Below are 18769 nucleotides of genomic sequence, written 5' to 3'. Positions count from 1 at the left end.
ATTTATTTTTTCAACTCAATTGATAATGATTATCATAATCATCTATAAGTGTGATCAAGCGCTTATGAAGGTTATTTTTTTTATTATCCATTGAGAATAATTATCAATATCATTTAGGGGGGTTCACATGAAAGCCATTCGTTCAACATCACACGTATTATTGTTCTTTAGCTTTGTTCTATTATTTGCTCTAGCCCCGATTAGCTCAGCCTCAGCAGCAGGCTTAGCAGATGGTCAACATTCAGCACAATATGTGGTATGGAAGGCAGATAGCGATTCGACTTCAACAGCGAATACGTATTTTGAAAAACCAGCCAAGCTTGTTGTGAAGGATGGAAAAATCAAAGCACAAGTCACGTTAACGAATAGTTCTTGGATCACTAGCTTTAAAACACTTGAACAAGGTGTCTACAAAGATGCGAAGGTGATCAGTACAAACACAGCTGCGAATAAGAGAACAGTAGAATTCAACGTGAACAGCCTGACAGAAGTCGTACCAGCAAAAGTGAGCGTGACTGTACCGGTCATCGGATATACAGGTAATTACGACATCCGTATCAAGTTTGATGCAGCATCTGTTCAGTAAAAAGGGAGGAAATTCGCTTGATGAAAAAAATGATGAGGCTATCAGTCTTCATGACCGCTTTATTATTGGCACTCATGCTGCCTTTTTCAAACGCACAGGCTGCCACGTTAAAGGATGGTACATACTCCGTCAACTATACTGTGCTCAAGGCTGAAGGAAATGCGGTCTCTATGGCAAATGACTACTGGCTGAAGCCAGCAAAAGTGATTGCAAAAAATGGGAAGCTGACAGTACAAATGACCATTAAAAATAGCAGCTGGGTGACGGAATTTAAAGTTCCGGGAAATGGCGGCTATGTTGATACAACGGTTCTCTCAACCAATAAAAAAGCCAACACAAGGATTGTTCAGTTCCAAGCTCAGAGCTTGTCTAAACCAATCAAATCAAAAATTCATGTCACTGTAAAATCTGCTGATTATGATCATGATTATACCATTCAGCTGAAATTTGATGAGAGCAGCATGAAATCACTTTCGTCTAACAGCACAAACAAATCAGCGGGTGAAGCAGAAAAGCAGCAGCCATCAAAAGAATCAACGAAAACATCTGATTCATCCACGACAAAACAAGAAGAGAATCCTCAAACTGGTGATACAAACCAGACAGGGTGGCTCCTTGTGCTTGCTCTATGCTCAGGCGGATTTTTAGCAAGAAAGTGGATCATCAAGCATTAAGGAAGGAAGTGTCACCATTTGAAACGTCTTTTTCATCTAAAGGCAGCCATTCTGCTCGTTTTATTCAGTTTATTGACTGCATTTCAGATTCCTCAAGGAACGGCTCAAGCTGCATCATTTGTTGATGGTGAATACACGGTCGGATTCACTGTTTTAAAAAATGGCAGCACAGAAGCGTCCATGATGGATACGTATACAGAAAAGCCAGCTAAGCTGATTGTGGAAAATGGCAAGACGACTGCCTATGTCACACTGAAGCAAAGCAAAGAGATTACAGATTTCAAGGTCGAACAAAATGGCGCTCTTGTCACCACTGAAACCGTTAGTGAGGATGCAACTGCCAATACACGTGTGATCAAGTTTGATGTTGCCGACCTATCAGCCAAATTAAACGGCTGGGTGAAAATTTACTGGGATTTAGGCGGCTTTATTTATGACGAAGCATATGACGTACAGCTTGCATTCGATCAAAGCAGCCTAACGCTCGTTACACCTGCAAAGCCAGACGATAACGAAACAAAACCAGATGACGAAAATGGCACAAAGCCAGGCGATAGCGAAACAAAGCCGGATGACCAAAATGGCACAAAGCCAGACGATAACGAAACAAAGCCGGATGATCAAAATGGCACAAAGCCAGACGATCAGCAGACAACACCAGACAATAACAATGGTACAAAGCCAGTGGATTCTGCGCAAAATCAACTGAAAGATGGCGAGTACCGCATCAATTACAGTGTGCTCAAAGGGGATGAGGACGAGGCATCTCGGATGAACCAATACTTCTCACATCCTGCATCCTTAACCGTCAAAAACGGAAAGCAAACCATTTCCTTTACGGTGAAGGACAATACGTCTGTTGCTTCTTTGAAAATAGAGAAAAACGGCTCTTATCAAGAAGTGAAGACCGTCAGCACAGATCAAGCAAAGAACACAAGAGTGGTGTCATTTGATGTCGCTGATTTGAAAAAAGCGGTCAAAGGAAAAGTTCACATTGTAGTAGCGGCCGCCCACTATGACCAAACTTACGATATTCGTTTTCAATTCGATGCAAAGAGTATCGCGCCACTTAAAGGCGGACAGGTAGAGGAAGAAACACCTGCTGCACCAGAAACACCAAAACCAAACACACCATCACCAGAAACAAATAACGGCGGAGCTCCTCAAGAGACGGCTCAGCTTAAAGATGGTGTATACAAGCTTCCTTTCTCAATGAAGAAAGCAGACAAGGATGAGCTTTCTCGTATGAACGATTACGTCGTGAGCCCTGCGACATTGGTTGTGAAAAATGGCCGCCATTTCGTTTCATATACAGTGAAGAATAGCTCAGCTATCACGTCCTTCCAAGTAGGAACAGGTGGCAAGTTTGAGGAGACGCTTGTTGCAAAAACAGATCAAAAATCAGATACACGAGTGATTCAATACGAAGCCAAAAGCTTAAGCACGGCTCAGGCAGCACGCGTGAAAATTGATATTCCAGCTGCGAATTATCATGAGCAGTACGATGTCAAACTTATCTATGACACAAAAGGAATTGCTCTTGGTGAAGGAAGCGGGATTCGATCGATCATCGGAGACGATGAGAGTATCGGCTTTGTCAAAAATCCAAATGATCGCGATTCTCAATCAAATCAACCAAATCAACTTGAGAATTTAGCGCCAGAGGAAACAGGCGCAGAGCAGCTGACATTTACTCCATCAGATGACCAAACCAAGTCTGAGACTGGACAGCTGAATCCAAAAACAGGAGATACCTCTCTTCTTTGGGTGTATATTCTTTTATTCGGCGGGTCATTATTCGTACTCGTCAGAAAGTATCAAACAAGAACAAGATAGATGGTTTAGTTGAAGTGAGATGCGCCGAGATCATCGACGCATCCACTCTCTTTTTTCGAAAGGGGGCTTCTGTTTTTGAAGCATCGAATGTTATGTACCTTGATCGCTGCCCTTAGTGTGTGCGTGATCTTATCGGGCTGCTCACAGTCAGCTGAAAGCTCAGCAAAAGGCAAAAAAAACGCAGATTCAAATGCGCGCATTGTGGCAACGACTGTAGCTGCTGTGGAGATCATGGATGCCTTAGAGATCGATCTTGTTGGGGTGCCAACAAGCCAAAAATCCTTGCCAGCTCGTTATAAAGGACTGCCAGAAGTCGGCAATCCAATGAGCCCAGATATGGAAATCATCCAATCACTTCAACCGACAGATGTCCTGTCCGTTACAACCCTTCAATATGATTTAGAGACACCCTTTCAACAAGCAGGTGTCCCTGCCACATACTTAAATCTCGAGAGCATGGCTAACATGGAGAAGGCGATTACGAAGCTTGGAGCTCAGTATGACAGAAAGAAACAAGCCGAGCGCATTGTGTCTGACTTTGAGCAAAAAAAGAAAGACATACAAGAGAAGACGAAGGGAAAACGAAAGCCATCCGTTCTGATTTTGCTTGGTGTACCAGGCAGTTATTTGGTGGCGACAGAGCATTCATATATTGGTGATCTTGTGCGTATCGCAGGCGGAGAGAACATTGTCAAAGGCGAGAAGATGGAGTATTTGGCTTCCAATACGGAGTATTTACAAAAAGCCAATCCAGATATCATCCTCCGGGCCGCACATGGGATGCCAGATGAAGTCGTCCGCATGTTTGATCAAGAATTTAAAACAAATGACATTTGGAAGCATTTTCATGCAGTCAAGCAAGACCGGGTGTATGACCTCGAAGAAAGCTTATTCGGGACAACGGGCAATTTAAAGGCAGCAGAAGCACTAGATGAACTAACGCGTATGCTGTATCCGTCATAAGCGGCGAATTTGAATGATAAAAGGACGTTTAAGATGAAAAAAACAGGGATTTTATTTCTGACAGTCAGTGTCTTACTGGTGTGCGTGTTTATTTATTCCGCCATTACGGGGAGCATTCATGTCACCCCGATTGAATTATTGGAAGGGCTCATCACCGGTCAACATGCACAGGTAGAAATCATTAAAGATCTCAGAATTCCTCGCATGCTCATTGCAATGTTTACAGGGGCCGCTTTATCTGTCTCCGGTGTACTGCTGCAGTCGGTCATGAGGAATCCATTAGCTGATGCCGGCGTCATTGGGATTTCATCAGGAGCCAGCTTCTTTTCTTTAATGGCCATAACAGCACTTCCTCAATTTTATTTCTACTCTCCTTTATTTTCGGTGTTAGGTGGAGCCATTGCGTGTTTCCTCGTGTATGTTCTGTCTTGGAGGGGTGGATTAAGCCCCATCCGCATGATTTTGGTTGGGATCGCCATCAATGCCATGTTTACTGGAATGGCTGAAGCATTTGTGACCATTTGCAGCTATTTCAATATCACGATCAATCAGTCAGGACAGTCGAATCTCACGATGAAAACGTGGGGAGATGTTCGCTTAATCGGAGTCTATGGCGTCGTCGGCCTTGTCGTAGCCCTTTTCTTTAGCAGATGGTGTAACCTCTTGGCTCTTCAGGACAAGACAGCGAAAAATTTAGGATTGCGTGTGACCAGAATGCGCCTTTTGATTTCCATCACAGCTGTATTGCTTGCGGCGGTGACAGCAGCGGTCGCAGGCGTGATTGCGTTTGTCGGTTTGCTTATCCCACACATTTCAAGAAGACTTGTCGGCTCGGATCACCGGGTACTCATTCCATTTTCTGCGTTAAGCGGGGCTTTGCTGATTCTGACGGCTGATACGCTCGGCAGGACGCTTGTCGCGCCAAATGAAATTCCTGCTTCTACGATCATGGCCGTGATTGGCGGGCCATTTCTGATCTTTTTACTAAGAAGGGGGGACCGTCTCCATGGACATTCGTGAGGTGTCATTCTCATATGACCAGCAGAAGGACATCGTTCAATCGGTCACAACACACATTGAAAAGGGGAAAATCACAACCATTATCGGTCCGAATGGCTCAGGGAAATCTACACTGCTTTCATTGATGGCGAATAACCATGCGCCAAACAAAGGGCAAATTCACTTAGACGGCCAAGCACTGAATGCATTTAAGCCAAAGGAGCTGGCAAAAAAGCTGGCTGTCGTCCATCAGCAAAATGAAGCGCCGCTTGATTTAACGATCGAGAGGGTCGTGGCATTCGGCAGAACGCCGTACCAGACGATGCGCGGAGGAGACAAGGAAGAGGATGAGAGAGCGATAGAGTGGGCGCTTTCCAGTACAAAGCTAACGGAAAAACGAAAGGTGCCGCTCGCCTCACTGTCAGGCGGTGAGCGGCAGCGAGTATGGATTGCGATGGCACTTGCGCAAAAAACGTCGATCCTTTTCTTAGATGAACCGACAACCTATTTGGATATCTATTATCAATTTGACATTCTTGAGCTGATCCGTGAGCTCAATGTCGTACATGGACTAACAATCGTTATGGTGCTACACGACATGAATCAGGCTGTCCGCTACAGCGATGTCATCATTGCGATGAAGAATGGCCGGATTATGAGTGAAGGACAGCCAAATGATGTGTTAACAGAAGAAAATGTGCGGCACATTTATGATGTGTCCGTCACGATTAAACAGGATGCAGAAACAGGGATGTATATCGTGCCTGTTGGTATATAAGCTGTGCAAAAAGCAGGTGAGACAGTGTGAAAAGAGGAAAACGGGTCTGGCAGCGGATGCTGACGATCGTCTGTTTAGGTGTATTCATTTATAGCGGGTCAGCCATTGGCTTAGAGCTGTTCGGCTATTATCAAAATCGTCAGGTGCTTGCAAAGGCTCAGACGATGTATGGACATGAGCAAGGAATGAATGAAAGCCGGGGGCCGGGAACCATTCGTACGTCATTTGATGAACTGCGGAAGGTAAACGATGACATTGTCGGCTGGATCAATATGAAGGACACGATGATTCAGTACCCAATCGTCCAATCTCGCGATAATGCGTTCTACTTAACCCGTAATTACTTAAAAAACGACACCCGGGCAGGCAGTATTTTTATGGATTATCGCAATGACGTCTTGCATGAAAGCTCGAATACTGTGGTGTACGGACATCGGATGAGGGATGGGTCCATGTTCGCTGGACTCACAAACTATTTAAAAAAGGATTTCTTCGATGAGCATCGGACATTTCAGTACGATACGCTGTATCAAAGCTATGAAGCGGAGATTTTTGCCGTGTATGAAACAACGGTGGACTTCGATTATATTCAAACCGATTTTCGAGATCTTGGCGAATATGCGCACTACTTGCAAGCTGTGCGGAAAAAATCAATCTACCAAACGAAAACAGACGTGTCCACAGATGACCTCATTCTCACTCTATCGACCTGTGATCATGTGCTTGCACCGAAAAACGGGCGTCTCGTGGTACAGGCAAAGCTAAAGAAAGTTTACTAGAAAAGGAGAGACAGACGGTTGAAATTTTCACATGTGATCTTCGTGGGACTTGTCTCGATGCTTCTCCTCGGCGGATGCAGTCAGGCAGCACCTGTAGAGAAAGGGAGCGGTCAAGGTGCGCTGAAGATAAAGGACTTTGCCGGCAGAACGCTGTCGTTTGAGGACTCCCCTCAGCGTATTGTCTCATTATCGACTGGAGACATGAGCATCCTATATGCCTTAGGCGGTGAGGTGGTCGGTCGTCCGGCCGCCGAATTACCAGAGAGCTTACAACAGGCTACATCAGTCCAAACAATTGGTACCACACATCAATTTGATGTAGAGCTCATCACAAGCTTAAAGCCCGATGTTGTACTTGGGAATGAACAATTAAACAGCAAGGACATCTCTACAATAGAAGGAATTGGTTCACAGCTTCTTTTGACAAGTGCCAATTCAGTGAAGGACATCCAGCGCCAAATTACGTTATTCGGAGATTTGCTAGGGAAGCAGCAAAAGGCAAAAGCGCTTAACAAGCAAATCGATCAGCGGAAAAAGCAGGTCAAACAGCCTCAGAAAAAAGTGAAGACACTCGTTGTATACGGGGCACCTGGCACATATATGGCGGCACTTCCTCAATCCTTAAGCGGAGATTTACTGCACATCGCTGGAGGGACGAACATTGCTGAGAATGAACCAGCACTCGAGAAATTCCCTCAATACGCTCAAATCAATGCAGAAAAGGTCATCGAAGCTGATCCTGATCTTATCCTGCTTATGACCCACAGCAATCCTGAAGATGTGAAAGCGGGCTTTATGAGTGAAATGAAACAGAATGCCGCATGGCACGATGTATCAGCTGTCAAACATGGACACGTCGAGATTCTGCCTAGTGATCTATTTGGGACGAATCCAGGCGCAGACGTGATGAGAGCGATTGATGAGCTAGAGAAAAGATTGAAGCGATTGTCATCATGAAAATGAATGCAGAATTAGATTTTCAAAAAAGACAGTCGAGGCGAAGATGGCTGATACCCGGACTATTCATCTCGTTAGTTGTAGGCGCATGCCTAGGGCTTGCATTAGGTTCTGTTCAATTATCACTGCAAGATTTACTCGCTGCTTTGACGGGATCAGGTCAGCCTGTCCATGAGAAAATTGTGATGGATTTACGCCTACCGCGCGTTCTCATCGGTTTCATCGTTGGGGCCTGTCTCGCAGCATCAGGGGCGATTTTACAAGGAGTCGTCCGAAATCCACTCGCTGACCCTGGCATCATCGGTGTGACGGCTGGCGGCGGATTGGCTGCTGTGCTTAGCATGATTGTGTTTCCACAATTCACGTATTTGCTGCCAGCCGCTGCTTTCCTTGGCGCTTTATTAGCGGCACTTGTGGTGTATATGCTCTCATTTGATCAAGGGGTTTCACCGCTGAAGCTGATTTTGGCGGGAGTGGCAGTCAATGCCCTACTTGGGGCGGTGATGAATGGGTTTATGGTGCTTTATAGTGAGCGTGTGCAGGCTGTTCTGCCCTTTTTATCAGGAGGATTAAATGGACGGAGCTGGCATCATCTAACCTTCGTGTCGCCCTATGCGCTTGCTGGGTTGTGCCTTTGTTTTTTTGCCATCAAGCCGGCAAATCTTCTTTTGCTTGGCGATGAATCGGCTCAGCTGCTCGGTCTCAGAGTAGAGCGCACCCGGTTTTTCTTAATTGCACTGGCGGCACTTTTAGCTGGTGCAGCAGTAAGTGTGAGCGGCTTAATTGGATTTGTCGGACTAGTCGTTCCTCATTTTATCCGTCTTTTAATTGGAGATGACTACCGGTATCTGCTGCCAATCTCGATGCTGGGCGGAGGCGTGCTTGTGGTTTTTGCAGATACAGCCGCAAGGGTATGGTTTACGCCAGTTGAACTGCCTGTCGGTATCCTGCTTGCCTGCATCGGTGCACCTTTCTTCCTCTATTTATTAAAAAAGAAAGGGAGGGGTTAAGTTGGATGTGATCGCTATGGATGACGTGAGTCTCAGTCAAGGAGGCTTTCAGCTGTCATCTATTTCAGCAGCTGTTCCTAAAGGAAGCGTGACAGGAATTATTGGACCGAATGGATCAGGGAAGTCGACTTTTATTAAAGCAGCCGCACGTCTTACGTCAATCGAAAGCGGCACGATATACATTCACGATATACCGCAAAAAGAGATGACAGCTCAGGAGATCGCAAAGGAAATCGCCGTTCTCATGCAGTCGAGAACAGCCATTCCATCTATGACCGTACGGGAGCTGGTCGCACTTGGACGCAGTCCGCATCGTTCGATCTGGAAAAAAAGCTCGAAGACAGATCAAGAAGCGATTGAGTGGGCGCTTGATGTGACCAATAGCCGGATCAATGAAAATAGAATGCTGCATACATTGTCTGGCGGAGAAAGGCAAAAAGCGTATATTGCGATGGCGCTCGCTCAGAAGACGGAGACGATTATTCTGGATGAGCCGACAACTTACTTAGATATTGCGCATCAGCTTGATTTACTAGAGCTGCTCAAACAGCTGAATAAGACGCATGGAATCACCATTTTAATGGTTCTTCACGACCTGCAGCAGGCAGCAAAATATTGTGACCGCCTTATTGCGATGAAGCGTGGTCAGATTTATCAAATAGGGACACCAAAAGAAGTATTAACAGAAAGCTTTTTCAAAGAGGTCTTTGGGATTCAGGCTGAGGTTCACTTAGACGGTGAGCATCCGCTTATTATTCCAATCGCTTCGATCCAACAACAAAAGGGAGATGAACAAAACATGATCATTGTCAACAACCAGGTAAGAGTAGAAAAAGGCAGTGCCGACCACCTCGTCAAGCGTTTTAACAAGCAGGGACAAGTAGAATTCATGGAAGGATTTTTAGGCATGGAAGTATGGGTCACACAGCAGACAACCGATTACGATGAAGTGACCATTCATACACGCTGGAATCGAAAAGAAGACTTTGTGAATTGGACAAAATCTCAGGCATTTGGTGATGCGCACGCTCATGGAAAAGCGAAACCTGAAGGTCTATTAAAAAACAAAATTACGTACTATGAAGTGCAAGTCACTAGACCAGCCTTACAGAAAAAAGCCTAAAAAAGAAACACAGCGCTGCAACTCACGTGCAGCGCTATTTTTTTACGTTTTTTTACTTTCTGTCACATATCTTTGACAAAGTATTCAAACAACTGACACAATACCTCCCAATTTTTAGGTAAAATTTACTTTATTTTTGAAGCGTATGGGTGTAAAGTACAGGTATAAATAACTAACCGAATGAAAAGCAAGAGTAAAATTTCACCGAGTAAACCATTTCAAACAGGCTATTGTTTGTGAACCATTGAACAAATAGTGAACATTTTGTGAAATGGTGAGCATAGACATTTCGAATCATTCGGCATGTGAAAGTAAGGGAGGATGTAAGGCTGTGAGTGAGCTGTTTTTAGCAAGATTTCAATTTGCTTCAACGACATTATTTCATTTTATTTTTGTTCCTATGTCAATAGGTTTGGTGTTTATCGTTGCATTGATGCAGACCCTTTATGTCGTCAAGAAAAAAGAGATTTATAAAAAGATGGCGAAGTTTTGGGGTCATCTATTCTTACTCAATTTTGCAGTAGGTGTGGTGACAGGGATTCTCCAGGAATTCCAGTTTGGGATGAACTGGTCAGATTATTCAAGGTTTGTCGGTGATGTATTTGGTGCACCGCTTGCCATTGAAGCACTGCTCGCCTTTTTCCTTGAATCTACATTTATTGGACTTTGGATATTCGGCTGGGATCGTCTGCCGAAGAAGATTCATTTATTGTGTATTTGGCTTGTTTCCCTTGGTACGATCTTTTCGGCGTTTTGGATTTTACTCGCCAACTCATTTATGCAAGAGCCAGTTGGATTTGTCATTAAAAATGGCCGTGCAGAAATGAATGACTTTGGCGCTCTTGTAACGAACCCGCAGCTTTGGGTTGAATTCCCGCACGTTCTGTTTGGTGCGCTGGCTACAGGTGCATTCTTTATTGCAGGAGTTAGTGCCTATAAAATGATCAAAAAACAAGAAATCGCCTTTTTCAAAAAATCATTCCAGATTGCCATGGTTCTCGCTTTAATTTCTGGTTTAGGTGTGGCATTCTCTGGACATGATCAAGCGAAGCACTTAATGGAATCACAGCCAATGAAGATGGCAGCAAGTGAAGCCCTTTGGAAGGATAGTGGAGATCCAGCGGCTTGGACACTATTTGCCAATATTGATACAGATAAAAAAGAAAACTCTGCGGAGATCAATATTCCGTTTGCTTTAAGTTACTTGGCTTATTCCAAGTTTAGTGGAGATGTGCCAGGCATGCTGACCCTTCAAAAAGAATATGAAGCAAAGTTTGGTCCTGGAGACTACATTCCGCCAGTAAAAACAACCTTCTGGAGCTTTAGAATCATGGTTGGTGCCGGCATGCTGATGATTTTTGCCAGTATGATAGGCTTGTACTTGAGCTTTAGAAAGAAACTCGAAACGAACAAATGGTTTTTACGCTTCATGGTAGGGATGATTGCATTCCCGTTTATTGCGAACTCAGCTGGCTGGATCATGACTGAAATTGGGCGTCAGCCGTGGACGGTCTTTGGTATGATGACGACGGCTCAATCGATTTCGCCAAACGTATCGTATGGCATGCTGTTATTCTCAGTCATTAGCTTTACGACGATGTATCTGATTCTTGCCATCTTGCTTGCCTACCTATTCATTCGAGAAATTAAAAAAGGTGCACATTCGGAAGAGGATACAGATCAAAAGGATGAAACGGACCTGTCTACAGATCCATTTGATGGAGGCGCATATCATGGCATATCTTAACGAGATTTGGTTTATTCTTGTCGCAGTATTGTTTGTTGGATTTTTCTTCTTAGAAGGATTTGATTTTGGTGTTGGGATGTCCATGCAGCTGCTTGGAAAGGATGCGCACGAACGCCGCATTTTAATTAACACGATTGGTCCTTTCTGGGATGCGAATGAGGTCTGGCTGATTACAGCTGGGGGCGCTATTTTCGCTGCTTTCCCTAACTGGTATGCCACGATGTTCAGTGGATACTATATACCGTTTGCGGTTCTCCTCTTAGCACTCATCGGGCGCGGAGTCGCCTTTGAATTCCGAGGGAAGGTTGAGAAAGTCTCTTGGATCAAAGCATGGGACTGGGTCATCTTCTTTGGCAGTCTGCTGCCGCCGTTTTTACTCGGTGTGCTATTCACAAGTATTTTACGCGGGATGCCAATTGATCAAGACATGAACATGTACGCTGGTTTTACGGATTTTGTGAATCTTTATTCAGTGATTGGCGGGTTAGCTGTGACGGTTCTTTGCCTTCTGCACGGATTGATTTTCGTCACACTTCGTACAGAGGGTGATTTAAGAGATCGTGCGAGAAAGCTTGGCAAGCGTGTCCTGCTTATTGCGCTGCCAGTTCTTGTCCTATTTGTTGGTGTATCTATCATGGAAACAGACATTTATACGGTACGTCCGATCATCACCATTCCGTTAACTGTCCTCATTGTGGTTTGTTACGTAGCGGCGCTATTCTTTATGAAAAAAGAACGTGATGGCTGGACATTCCTATTCACAGGTGCGGGCATCATGGTGACAGTAACGATGCTGTTCACTGCATTGTTCCCGCGCGTCATGATTAGCTCAATCAACCATACGTTTGATCTGACCATTCAAAACGCTGCATCTGGATCTTATTCACTGACGGTGATGACGATTGTTGCCATTTCTTTGCTGCCCTTTGTGCTTGGGTATCAAATTTGGAGCTATTACGTCTTCCGTAAACGTGTAAGCGGTAAGGAGCCAATGACCTACTAATGGATAAACGTTTGCTTCAATTAAAAGGAATGAGAGGGCTTCTTGCCCTCTTAGGTATTGTGTCACTCATCCAAGGAGCAAGTATTATTTTCCAAGCACAGTGGCTGGCACATGCCATTACTACGCTGTTTGACGGGAAAAGCCTTTCGCAGGCAACGCCTTATGTCCTGCTGTTTCTTGCTGCCTTTCTGGTGCGGCACGGTCTCACCTTGATTCGGGAGAAGGTCATGTTTACCTACTCTTCCCGAATTGGAGCAGACGTCAGAAAACAGCTGTTAGACCAACTCTTTCGTTTAGGTCCAGCTTTTACAAAGAAAAAGGGTACAGGAAAGCTTGTCACATTAGCGATGGAGGGAATTGCTCAATATCGTCAGTATTTACAGCTATTTTTACCGAAGATGGTGAACATGGCTGTGATACCGGCAATGGTCCTCATCTATGTTTGGACATTAGACGAAACATCTGCCGTCATTTTAATCGTGACGCTGCCGATTTTAATTATCTTTATGATTTTGCTAGGTCTTGTCGCTCAGCGTAAAGCGGCCAAACAATGGAGATCGTATGAGAAATTATCCAATCATTTTACTGATTCTCTCCGCGGCCTTGAAACGCTTCGTTATTTAGGCATTAGCAAAAAACATTCCCGCAATATCGGGGAAGTGTCAAAGCGATATCGAAAGGCGACCATGAGCACGCTGAAGGTCGCATTTCTTTCATCATTTGCGCTTGATTTCTTTTCCATGCTGTCGATTGCAACCGTCGCTGTCTTTCTCGGCTTGCGATTAATTGAAGGAGAGCTTCTGTTATTGCCGGCTTTGACGGCGCTCATGCTGGCACCGGAATATTTCCTGCCAGTACGTGAAGTGGGCAATGATTATCATGCCACGCTAAATGGAAAAGAAGCGAATGAGGCGATGCAGGTCATTTTAGAAGAAAAGGGCTTCCGCGCGCAGGAAACACAATCAGTGCAGTTGAACGAGTGGAATGAACAGTCTGCGCTCACCCTGCAAGATGTGAGTGTCCAGCATGACGAACATGCCCCTTATTCGATTCAGGATGTAGATCTCACTGTGAAAGGGAAGAAGAAAATCGGAATCATTGGTGCCAGTGGTTCAGGGAAATCGACATTAACCGATGTGCTCGGCGGCTTTGTTGAACCGACCTCAGGTCAAATCACACTAAACGGCCAGCCGCTTGTTCATTTACAGATGAAGGAATGGCAAAAGGAAGTCGTCTATATGCCGCAGCACCCTTATTTATTTCACATGACATTAAGAGAAAACATTCGTTTTTATGAACCGCATGCAACAGATGAAGAAGTGGAAAGAGCTTCCAGTGAAGCTGGCTTATCTCAGCTCGTGGCGCAGCTGCCAAATGGTCTTGATGAGGTCATTGGAGAACAGGGAAGAGGGCTAAGCGGCGGACAGGCACAAAGAATTGCGCTTGCGCGAACGGTGCTGGGCAAGCGGTCCATTATGCTGTTAGATGAACCAACGGCACATCTCGATATTGAGACAGAGTATGAATTGAAGAAAACAATGCTTCCGCTGTTTGAAGATAAACTTGTGTTCTTAGCGACACATAGGCTTCATTGGATGCCAGACATGGATGAGATCATTGTCATGGATCAAGGAACGATTGCGGAAATGGGTACACATGAATCATTGATGCAAAGAAAAGGCGTGTATTATCAATTGGTACAGGAGCAAATGGGGGCGGTCACACATGGTAAGTAAAGGCTGGTTTATACCTTATATCAAGGAGAATCAAAAGCTGTTTGCGCTAGTTTTATTTCTTGGGGCAATTGCAGTATTCTCTGCTTCTATGCTGATGTATACGTCAGGATTTCTCATTTCAAAAGCTGCCACAAGACCTGAGAATATACTTATGGTCTACGTCCCAATTGTAGCTGTCCGTACCTTTGGTATATCACGCTCAGCTGCCCGCTATGCAGAAAGATTGGCGAGCCACCAGCTCATTTTGACCATGATTGAAAAAATGCGTGTCCGCCTATATGACATGGCTGAACGAAGTGCGAAACAGACAAAGCTGGGTACAGGTGAAATGCTGGGGCTCTTGTCAGATGATGTTGAGAGACTGCAGGATGCCTATTTAAAAACCATCTTTCCATCTATCGGTGCGCTGCTTTTATATGCCGCATCGATTGGGGCACTTGGCCTATTCTCATGGCCTTTTGCTGGCTTGATGCTGCTTTATATGGCACTTCTCGTATTTGTTTTCCCATACGTCACAGTGCTAGTGAACCGGGCGAGACAAATTCAAATGAAAAAAGGCAGAAATGAACTGTACAGCCATTTAACAGATGCCGTCATGGGCGTGAGTGACTGGTTGTTTAGCGGTAGGCAGAAAGATTTTGTTGATGAATATGAACAGAAAGAAGCGCAGCTGTTAGCGCTTGAAGCAGCTAAGCACCGATTTATCCGTCTGCGCCAGTTTTTTGCACAGCTTATCATTGGAGGAGCTGTCGTGCTTGTCGTGTATTGGAGCGGTTCAGTTGTGCAGTCAGGCTCGATGTCACACACCCTGATTGCAGCCTTCGTGCTTGTGCTTTTTCCGTTAACAGAAGCCTTTCTTCCACTCTCAGATGCAGCTGGTGATATTCCAGTCTATCAGCATGCTGTCAGCAGATTACATCATTATGAAAAGCTTTCGTATGAAGGAGAATCTGATCGCAAGATAGTGGATCAGTCAGCTGTTTCTCAAGATGAAGCTGTTTCTTTTGATCAAGTGTCCTTTGGGTATGATTTGCACCAACACGTGCTAAAGCACCTGTCATTTTCATTGAAGCAAGGAGAATCACTTGCTCTCTTAGGAAAAAGCGGTGCAGGAAAATCGACTATTTTGAAGTTGTTAGAAGGAGCTGTCGTGCCAAATCAAGGAGCTGTCAGTATCCAGGGGAAACCGGTCGAAAGCATTCGAGAGAACGTGTCCACCTATGTGTCAGTACTCAATCAACAGCCGTATTTATTCGATACCTCTGTTTTAAACAATATTCGCTTAGGCTCTCCTAATGCGACAGAGGAGCAAGTAAAAGAAGCAGCGAGACAAGTGCAGCTGCACGATACCATCGAATCTTTGCCAGAGGGCTATCACACCGGTGTGCAGGAGACAGGAATTCGTTTCTCAGGTGGAGAAAGACAACGGATGGCGTTAGCCCGGATTTTGCTGCAAAACACCCCGATTGTTGTATTAGATGAGCCCACCGTCGGACTTGACCCACGCACAGAGCGTGAGCTGCTTGAAACCATTTTCCATGTGTTAAAAGGAAAAACGGTCATTTGGATTACCCATCATCTCACTGGCTGTGAGGCATGTGACCGCATTATGTTTATTGAAGATGGACAAATTGAGATGCAGGGGGAGCATCAGGATTTACTGAAAGAAAACCTGCGCTATCAAAAATTGTATGAGATGGATCGTCCGTTTTCTACAATATAAATAGATGAAATGACAAGAACGTTCGGACAGAGATTTCTGCCCGAACGTTTTGTGGTTTTAAGGATTTACCTTTCCAACACCAGCATTTGATACAACTTCTGATTTGACATTGTTCACGTTAAGCAAGGAGTAGTTATAAGGAGGGTTGTACGTACCTGTAGAAGACGTTGGCAGACTGCCTGTGCTGTTAATAAATGAGTTGTTGATGACATGCCATGTACCGACTTGACGGCTGTCCCAGCTGCCGATCGCATTTTTTGTATTTTCAAATACGTTGTGCTCAATTCTCATTTTTGCGCCCATACGAGAGTTAATTGCAGTTGTCAGGATGCCTTTGTAATAGTTGTTATAGACATGTCCTTCCCCAAAGCGCATAGATGGTACACGAGAATTCAGGTTTTCGAAACGGTTGTTGTGGAATGTGATTTTTCGGTTGTAGTTGTCGTTATCAGAGCTGCCCATGAGCATCGTTTTCCAGCTATCATGAACATAGTTCCAAGAGAAGGTAATATAGTCGGAGTCATTTTTCACATCAAATAACCCATCATAATCATCTTTACCAGAGTTTAATGTATTGTACAGTTCATTATGATCGACCCATACGTTTTTAGAAGCGCCTTCGATTCCGATGGCATCCTTATCACCGATTTTGCTGTGATGGATTTTCAGGTTGCGGATGATGATGTTATTGGCACGCCATACTTTAATGCCAATTCCATTAAATTCACCTTTTGTGCCTTTGCCGACGATTGAGACATTGTTTGTATCTTTCACATCGATTTTATTGGCAGATGTATTAGAAGGGGTAATCGTCCCGTCGACAACAATTTTTAATTTTTCGTTTGTTCCTTTACTTTTGAGGGCAGCCAATAGTTCATTTCCAGTTTTGACTGTGACGGTTTTACCGCCTTCACCGCCTGTTGTACCGCCATTTAATGTGGAGAATCCTTGTTGATTAAAATTGGCCATAATAGAAGGGCTTTCGGGATACTTTGCTGCCGCCTTTGCCTCCCCATTAGGTGCAAATAATGAAGTCACGAGACCAACCGCTAACACACCAGCTAACATTGGAACTTTTTTCTTCAAAGTCAACATCTCCATTCATTTTTGTTTTAATGTAAACGTTTCCAAAAATAAGCTGCAATTCAACTGCTCCTCCTTTCTTCGCCAGTATCGCCTTTTTCGGAATGTAGGAAGAGCATAGCATGCAAAAAGGTATCATCGGCTAAGAATTGGCGCTGTGTATTCCATGATTTTCTAGAAAACTAAGGCCATGATTATTTTATTTTCGTCTAAATGAGACAAGGATCATTGACGATAGGTATTGGGATGACCTAGTGATTATGGGGGAGAGCATCTCCGCTTGACAGAAAATCAGAACGCATCATTTTGTTAGAGCCGAAAGAATGTCATAATCATTACATAAGAAAAAACTGGATATTTAACGCTTCAATTGCTGGATCAACAGGGAGAAAAGCAGACAAGCTAAAAAAATAAAATCTATTTTGAACGATATCGTCATACGTGTCGTCTCATGAATAAGAGAAGAAAAAGGAAGGAGGGGTGTGTTTGGAGCAGACAGAAGAGACATTATTGATTCAGCGGGCAAAACAGGGGGATGATGCTGCATTTACAGCTCTTTATCGCCATCATTATTCCTTTCTTTACCGTTATATAATGAAGCTCACCCTTCAACAAGAGCTTGCAGAAGAAATCATGCAAGAAACGATGCTGAAAGCGTACATGAAACTCTCTTCTTTTAGAGGAGATTCCTTATTTTCAACATGGCTCATATCCATTGCATCTAGACAATTTTTGGATCACCAGAAGAAAAGAAAACGTGAACAATTGAGGGAAGGAAAGGCGAATCAAGAGACGATACGCCGTTTTAAATGGGAGATTCAGCAAAAGGGACATACATGGCATGAGATGTGGGATGCTCTTAACGAATTGAAGGCTCAGGAGAGAGCGCCGATTATTTTGCACTATTATTATGGCTTTACTTATCCAGAGATTGCTTCAATGCTCGGGATGAGAGAAGGTACTGTGAAGTCGAGGGTTCATCATGGATTAAAGAAAATTCGAAAGGAGTGGTCTCAATGAAGGAAGATCAGTTCACCGAACGTTTAAAGGAAGAGTTACAGCAGCTAGATGATCAAATCGAAGTGAAAGAGCCAAGTGAACAGGCTGTCATGATGATGCTGAAGCAGGCGAAGGAACAAGAGAAAAGGCGTTTTAAACAAGAAGTACTGGCGTACGTTCTCATCAGTCTGACCATTCTCACACTATTTGTCGCTGCCATCACCCATTTGCCTATCATCTTCATTCTTCTTCAAGTAGTGAGTGTGCCGCTCTGCGTTGTTGTCGGCATCAAGGAATATCAACACATTAAAGGAGGGTCTTCCTTATGAGTCAGTCGGAGATGATCATCTTATTGTGCGCATTGCCGTTACTATTTGCGCAGGGCCTTCTTTTATTTATGGATGCCAAAAAAAGAGGACGTTATAAGTGGTTTTGGGGCATTGTCGGTTTAATTAACTTCCCATCGTCTTCTATTTTATATTGGCTTTGTGTCGTGTACCCTGATCGAAAAAAAGAGAAGGAGATCCGAAAAGATTGAGCAGAGGCCTATAAAACTTTAGGCCTTTTTTCTTGTTGAAGATCAACTAGAAATCATTCATGGTTCATCTAATTGTCAAAGAGTGCGGGATATATAACGTCTAAATCATGATTTCTAGCTCAATAGTCACTCTGTAAGAGATACTTTCTAAAAACGATTGCGGCGGCTGCTTGATCCATCTCAAATCGGCATCATTTTCATCTGTTATCAGTATTGATCAGTTTTTACAAATGGT

At 44.2% G+C, this 18769-nt stretch carries 18 protein-coding genes; 17 read left to right on the top strand and 1 reads right to left on the bottom strand.

Annotated features, from left to right (window positions below):
* The first annotated feature begins 127 nt into the window (after window positions 1-127).
* The 14 genes from MHH41_RS17720 to cydC all read left to right on the top strand — a co-directional run bounded on the left by MHH41_RS17720 (window position 128) and on the right by cydC (window position 15914).
* Window positions 128-586, top strand: coding sequence for an NEAT domain-containing protein (locus MHH41_RS17720; protein WP_034620280.1), 459 nt, complete (start codon window positions 128-130; stop codon window positions 584-586).
* 20 nt (window positions 587-606) lie between these two features.
* Complete coding sequence (gene isdC, locus MHH41_RS17715) at window positions 607-1260, top strand: heme uptake protein IsdC (protein WP_034620342.1); 654 nt, start codon at window positions 607-609, stop codon at window positions 1258-1260.
* An 18-nt stretch (window positions 1261-1278) separates the two neighbouring features.
* Window positions 1279-3096, top strand: coding sequence for an NEAT domain-containing protein (locus tag MHH41_RS17710; RefSeq protein ID WP_340866608.1), 1818 nt, complete (start codon window positions 1279-1281; stop codon window positions 3094-3096).
* Between the two features lie 75 nt (window positions 3097-3171).
* Window positions 3172-4059, top strand: a complete 888-nt coding sequence (isdE, locus tag MHH41_RS17705; RefSeq protein ID WP_003214804.1) for a heme ABC transporter substrate-binding protein IsdE — start codon at window positions 3172-3174, stop codon at window positions 4057-4059.
* A 33-nt stretch (window positions 4060-4092) separates the two neighbouring features.
* Complete coding sequence (locus MHH41_RS17700) at window positions 4093-5079, top strand: FecCD family ABC transporter permease (protein WP_251190627.1); 987 nt, start codon at window positions 4093-4095, stop codon at window positions 5077-5079.
* Window positions 5066-5836, top strand: coding sequence for an ABC transporter ATP-binding protein (locus MHH41_RS17695; RefSeq protein WP_003214769.1), 771 nt, complete (start codon window positions 5066-5068; stop codon window positions 5834-5836). Before MHH41_RS17700 ends, MHH41_RS17695 begins: the two co-directional genes overlap by 14 nt.
* 26 nt (window positions 5837-5862) lie before the next feature.
* Window positions 5863-6615 (top strand): class B sortase, encoded by a 753-nt coding sequence (srtB, locus tag MHH41_RS17690; protein WP_339160734.1) that lies wholly within the window; start codon window positions 5863-5865, stop codon window positions 6613-6615.
* Window positions 6616-6633: 18 nt separating this feature from the next.
* On the top strand, window positions 6634-7572 hold the full coding sequence (locus tag MHH41_RS17685; RefSeq protein WP_251190629.1) for an ABC transporter substrate-binding protein: 939 nt from the start codon (window positions 6634-6636) through the stop codon (window positions 7570-7572).
* The gene (locus MHH41_RS17680) at window positions 7569-8582 is read left to right on the top strand and encodes a FecCD family ABC transporter permease (protein WP_050944543.1); all 1014 of its coding nucleotides are present in this window, start codon (window positions 7569-7571) and stop codon (window positions 8580-8582) included. Before MHH41_RS17685 ends, MHH41_RS17680 begins: the two co-directional genes overlap by 4 nt.
* A gap of 1 nt (window position 8583) precedes the next feature.
* On the top strand, window positions 8584-9705 hold the full coding sequence (gene isdG, locus MHH41_RS17675) for a heme oxygenase (protein ID WP_106029455.1): 1122 nt from the start codon (window positions 8584-8586) through the stop codon (window positions 9703-9705).
* Between the two features lie 331 nt (window positions 9706-10036).
* Window positions 10037-11452, top strand: a complete 1416-nt coding sequence (locus MHH41_RS17670; RefSeq protein WP_003214979.1) for a cytochrome ubiquinol oxidase subunit I — start codon at window positions 10037-10039, stop codon at window positions 11450-11452.
* Complete coding sequence (gene cydB / locus MHH41_RS17665; protein WP_340866607.1) at window positions 11439-12455, top strand: cytochrome d ubiquinol oxidase subunit II; 1017 nt, start codon at window positions 11439-11441, stop codon at window positions 12453-12455. Before MHH41_RS17670 ends, cydB begins: the two co-directional genes overlap by 14 nt.
* Entirely contained in the window at window positions 12455-14191 is a 1737-nt protein-coding gene (gene cydD, locus MHH41_RS17660; RefSeq protein WP_335363905.1) for a thiol reductant ABC exporter subunit CydD, read from the top strand. The genes cydB and cydD overlap by 1 nt, the downstream gene beginning before the upstream one ends.
* On the top strand, window positions 14181-15914 hold the full coding sequence (gene cydC / locus MHH41_RS17655; protein WP_050944538.1) for a thiol reductant ABC exporter subunit CydC: 1734 nt from the start codon (window positions 14181-14183) through the stop codon (window positions 15912-15914). Before cydD ends, cydC begins: the two co-directional genes overlap by 11 nt.
* 57 nt (window positions 15915-15971) lie before the next feature.
* On the opposite strand, the gene MHH41_RS17650 is transcribed toward cydC, so the two are convergent.
* A complete protein-coding gene (locus tag MHH41_RS17650; RefSeq protein ID WP_251190633.1) occupies window positions 15972-17009 on the bottom strand; it encodes a pectate lyase family protein in 1038 nt (345 codons plus the stop codon).
* 474 nt (window positions 17010-17483) lie between these two features.
* Between MHH41_RS17650 and sigY the strand changes: the two genes are divergently transcribed.
* From sigY to MHH41_RS17635, 3 genes are read left to right on the top strand one after another with little or no spacing between them, the layout of a single operon-like run.
* Window positions 17484-18017, top strand: coding sequence for an RNA polymerase sigma factor SigY (sigY, locus tag MHH41_RS17645; protein WP_003214662.1), 534 nt, complete (start codon window positions 17484-17486; stop codon window positions 18015-18017).
* Window positions 18014-18325: a YxlC family protein gene (locus MHH41_RS17640; protein WP_050944537.1), complete on the top strand. Its 312-nt coding sequence runs from the start codon at window positions 18014-18016 to the stop codon at window positions 18323-18325. Before sigY ends, MHH41_RS17640 begins: the two co-directional genes overlap by 4 nt.
* Complete coding sequence (locus MHH41_RS17635) at window positions 18322-18534, top strand: hypothetical protein (RefSeq protein ID WP_003214995.1); 213 nt, start codon at window positions 18322-18324, stop codon at window positions 18532-18534. The genes MHH41_RS17640 and MHH41_RS17635 overlap by 4 nt, the downstream gene beginning before the upstream one ends.
* Window positions 18535-18769: the final 235 nt, after the last annotated feature.

The organism is Bacillus sp. FSL K6-1145 (assembly GCF_038003425.1).
Lineage (GTDB): Bacteria > Bacillota > Bacilli > Bacillales > Bacillaceae > Bacillus > Bacillus pumilus.
This window is presented reverse-complemented; position numbering and strand designations above follow the sequence as displayed.

Bases quoted from the DNA above. Each gene is read 5' to 3' on its own strand.
- MHH41_RS17720 (WP_034620280.1), top strand. From the start codon at position 128: ATGAAAGCCATTCGTTCAACATCACACGTATTATTGTTCTTTAGCTTT.
- isdC (WP_034620342.1), top strand. From the start codon at position 607: ATGAAAAAAATGATGAGGCTATCAGTCTTCATGACCGCTTTATTATTG.
- MHH41_RS17700 (WP_251190627.1), top strand. From the start codon at position 4,093: ATGAAAAAAACAGGGATTTTATTTCTGACAGTCAGTGTCTTACTGGTG.
- MHH41_RS17695 (WP_003214769.1), top strand. From the start codon at position 5,066: ATGGACATTCGTGAGGTGTCATTCTCATATGACCAGCAGAAGGACATC.
- MHH41_RS17680 (WP_050944543.1), top strand. From the start codon at position 7,569: ATGAAAATGAATGCAGAATTAGATTTTCAAAAAAGACAGTCGAGGCGA.
- cydB (WP_340866607.1), top strand. From the start codon at position 11,439: ATGGCATATCTTAACGAGATTTGGTTTATTCTTGTCGCAGTATTGTTT.
- cydD (WP_335363905.1), top strand. From the start codon at position 12,455: ATGGATAAACGTTTGCTTCAATTAAAAGGAATGAGAGGGCTTCTTGCC.
- cydC (WP_050944538.1), top strand. From the start codon at position 14,181: ATGGTAAGTAAAGGCTGGTTTATACCTTATATCAAGGAGAATCAAAAG.
- MHH41_RS17650 (WP_251190633.1), bottom strand. From the start codon at position 17,009: ATGTTGACTTTGAAGAAAAAAGTTCCAATGTTAGCTGGTGTGTTAGCG.
- MHH41_RS17640 (WP_050944537.1), top strand. From the start codon at position 18,014: ATGAAGGAAGATCAGTTCACCGAACGTTTAAAGGAAGAGTTACAGCAG.
- MHH41_RS17635 (WP_003214995.1), top strand. From the start codon at position 18,322: ATGAGTCAGTCGGAGATGATCATCTTATTGTGCGCATTGCCGTTACTA.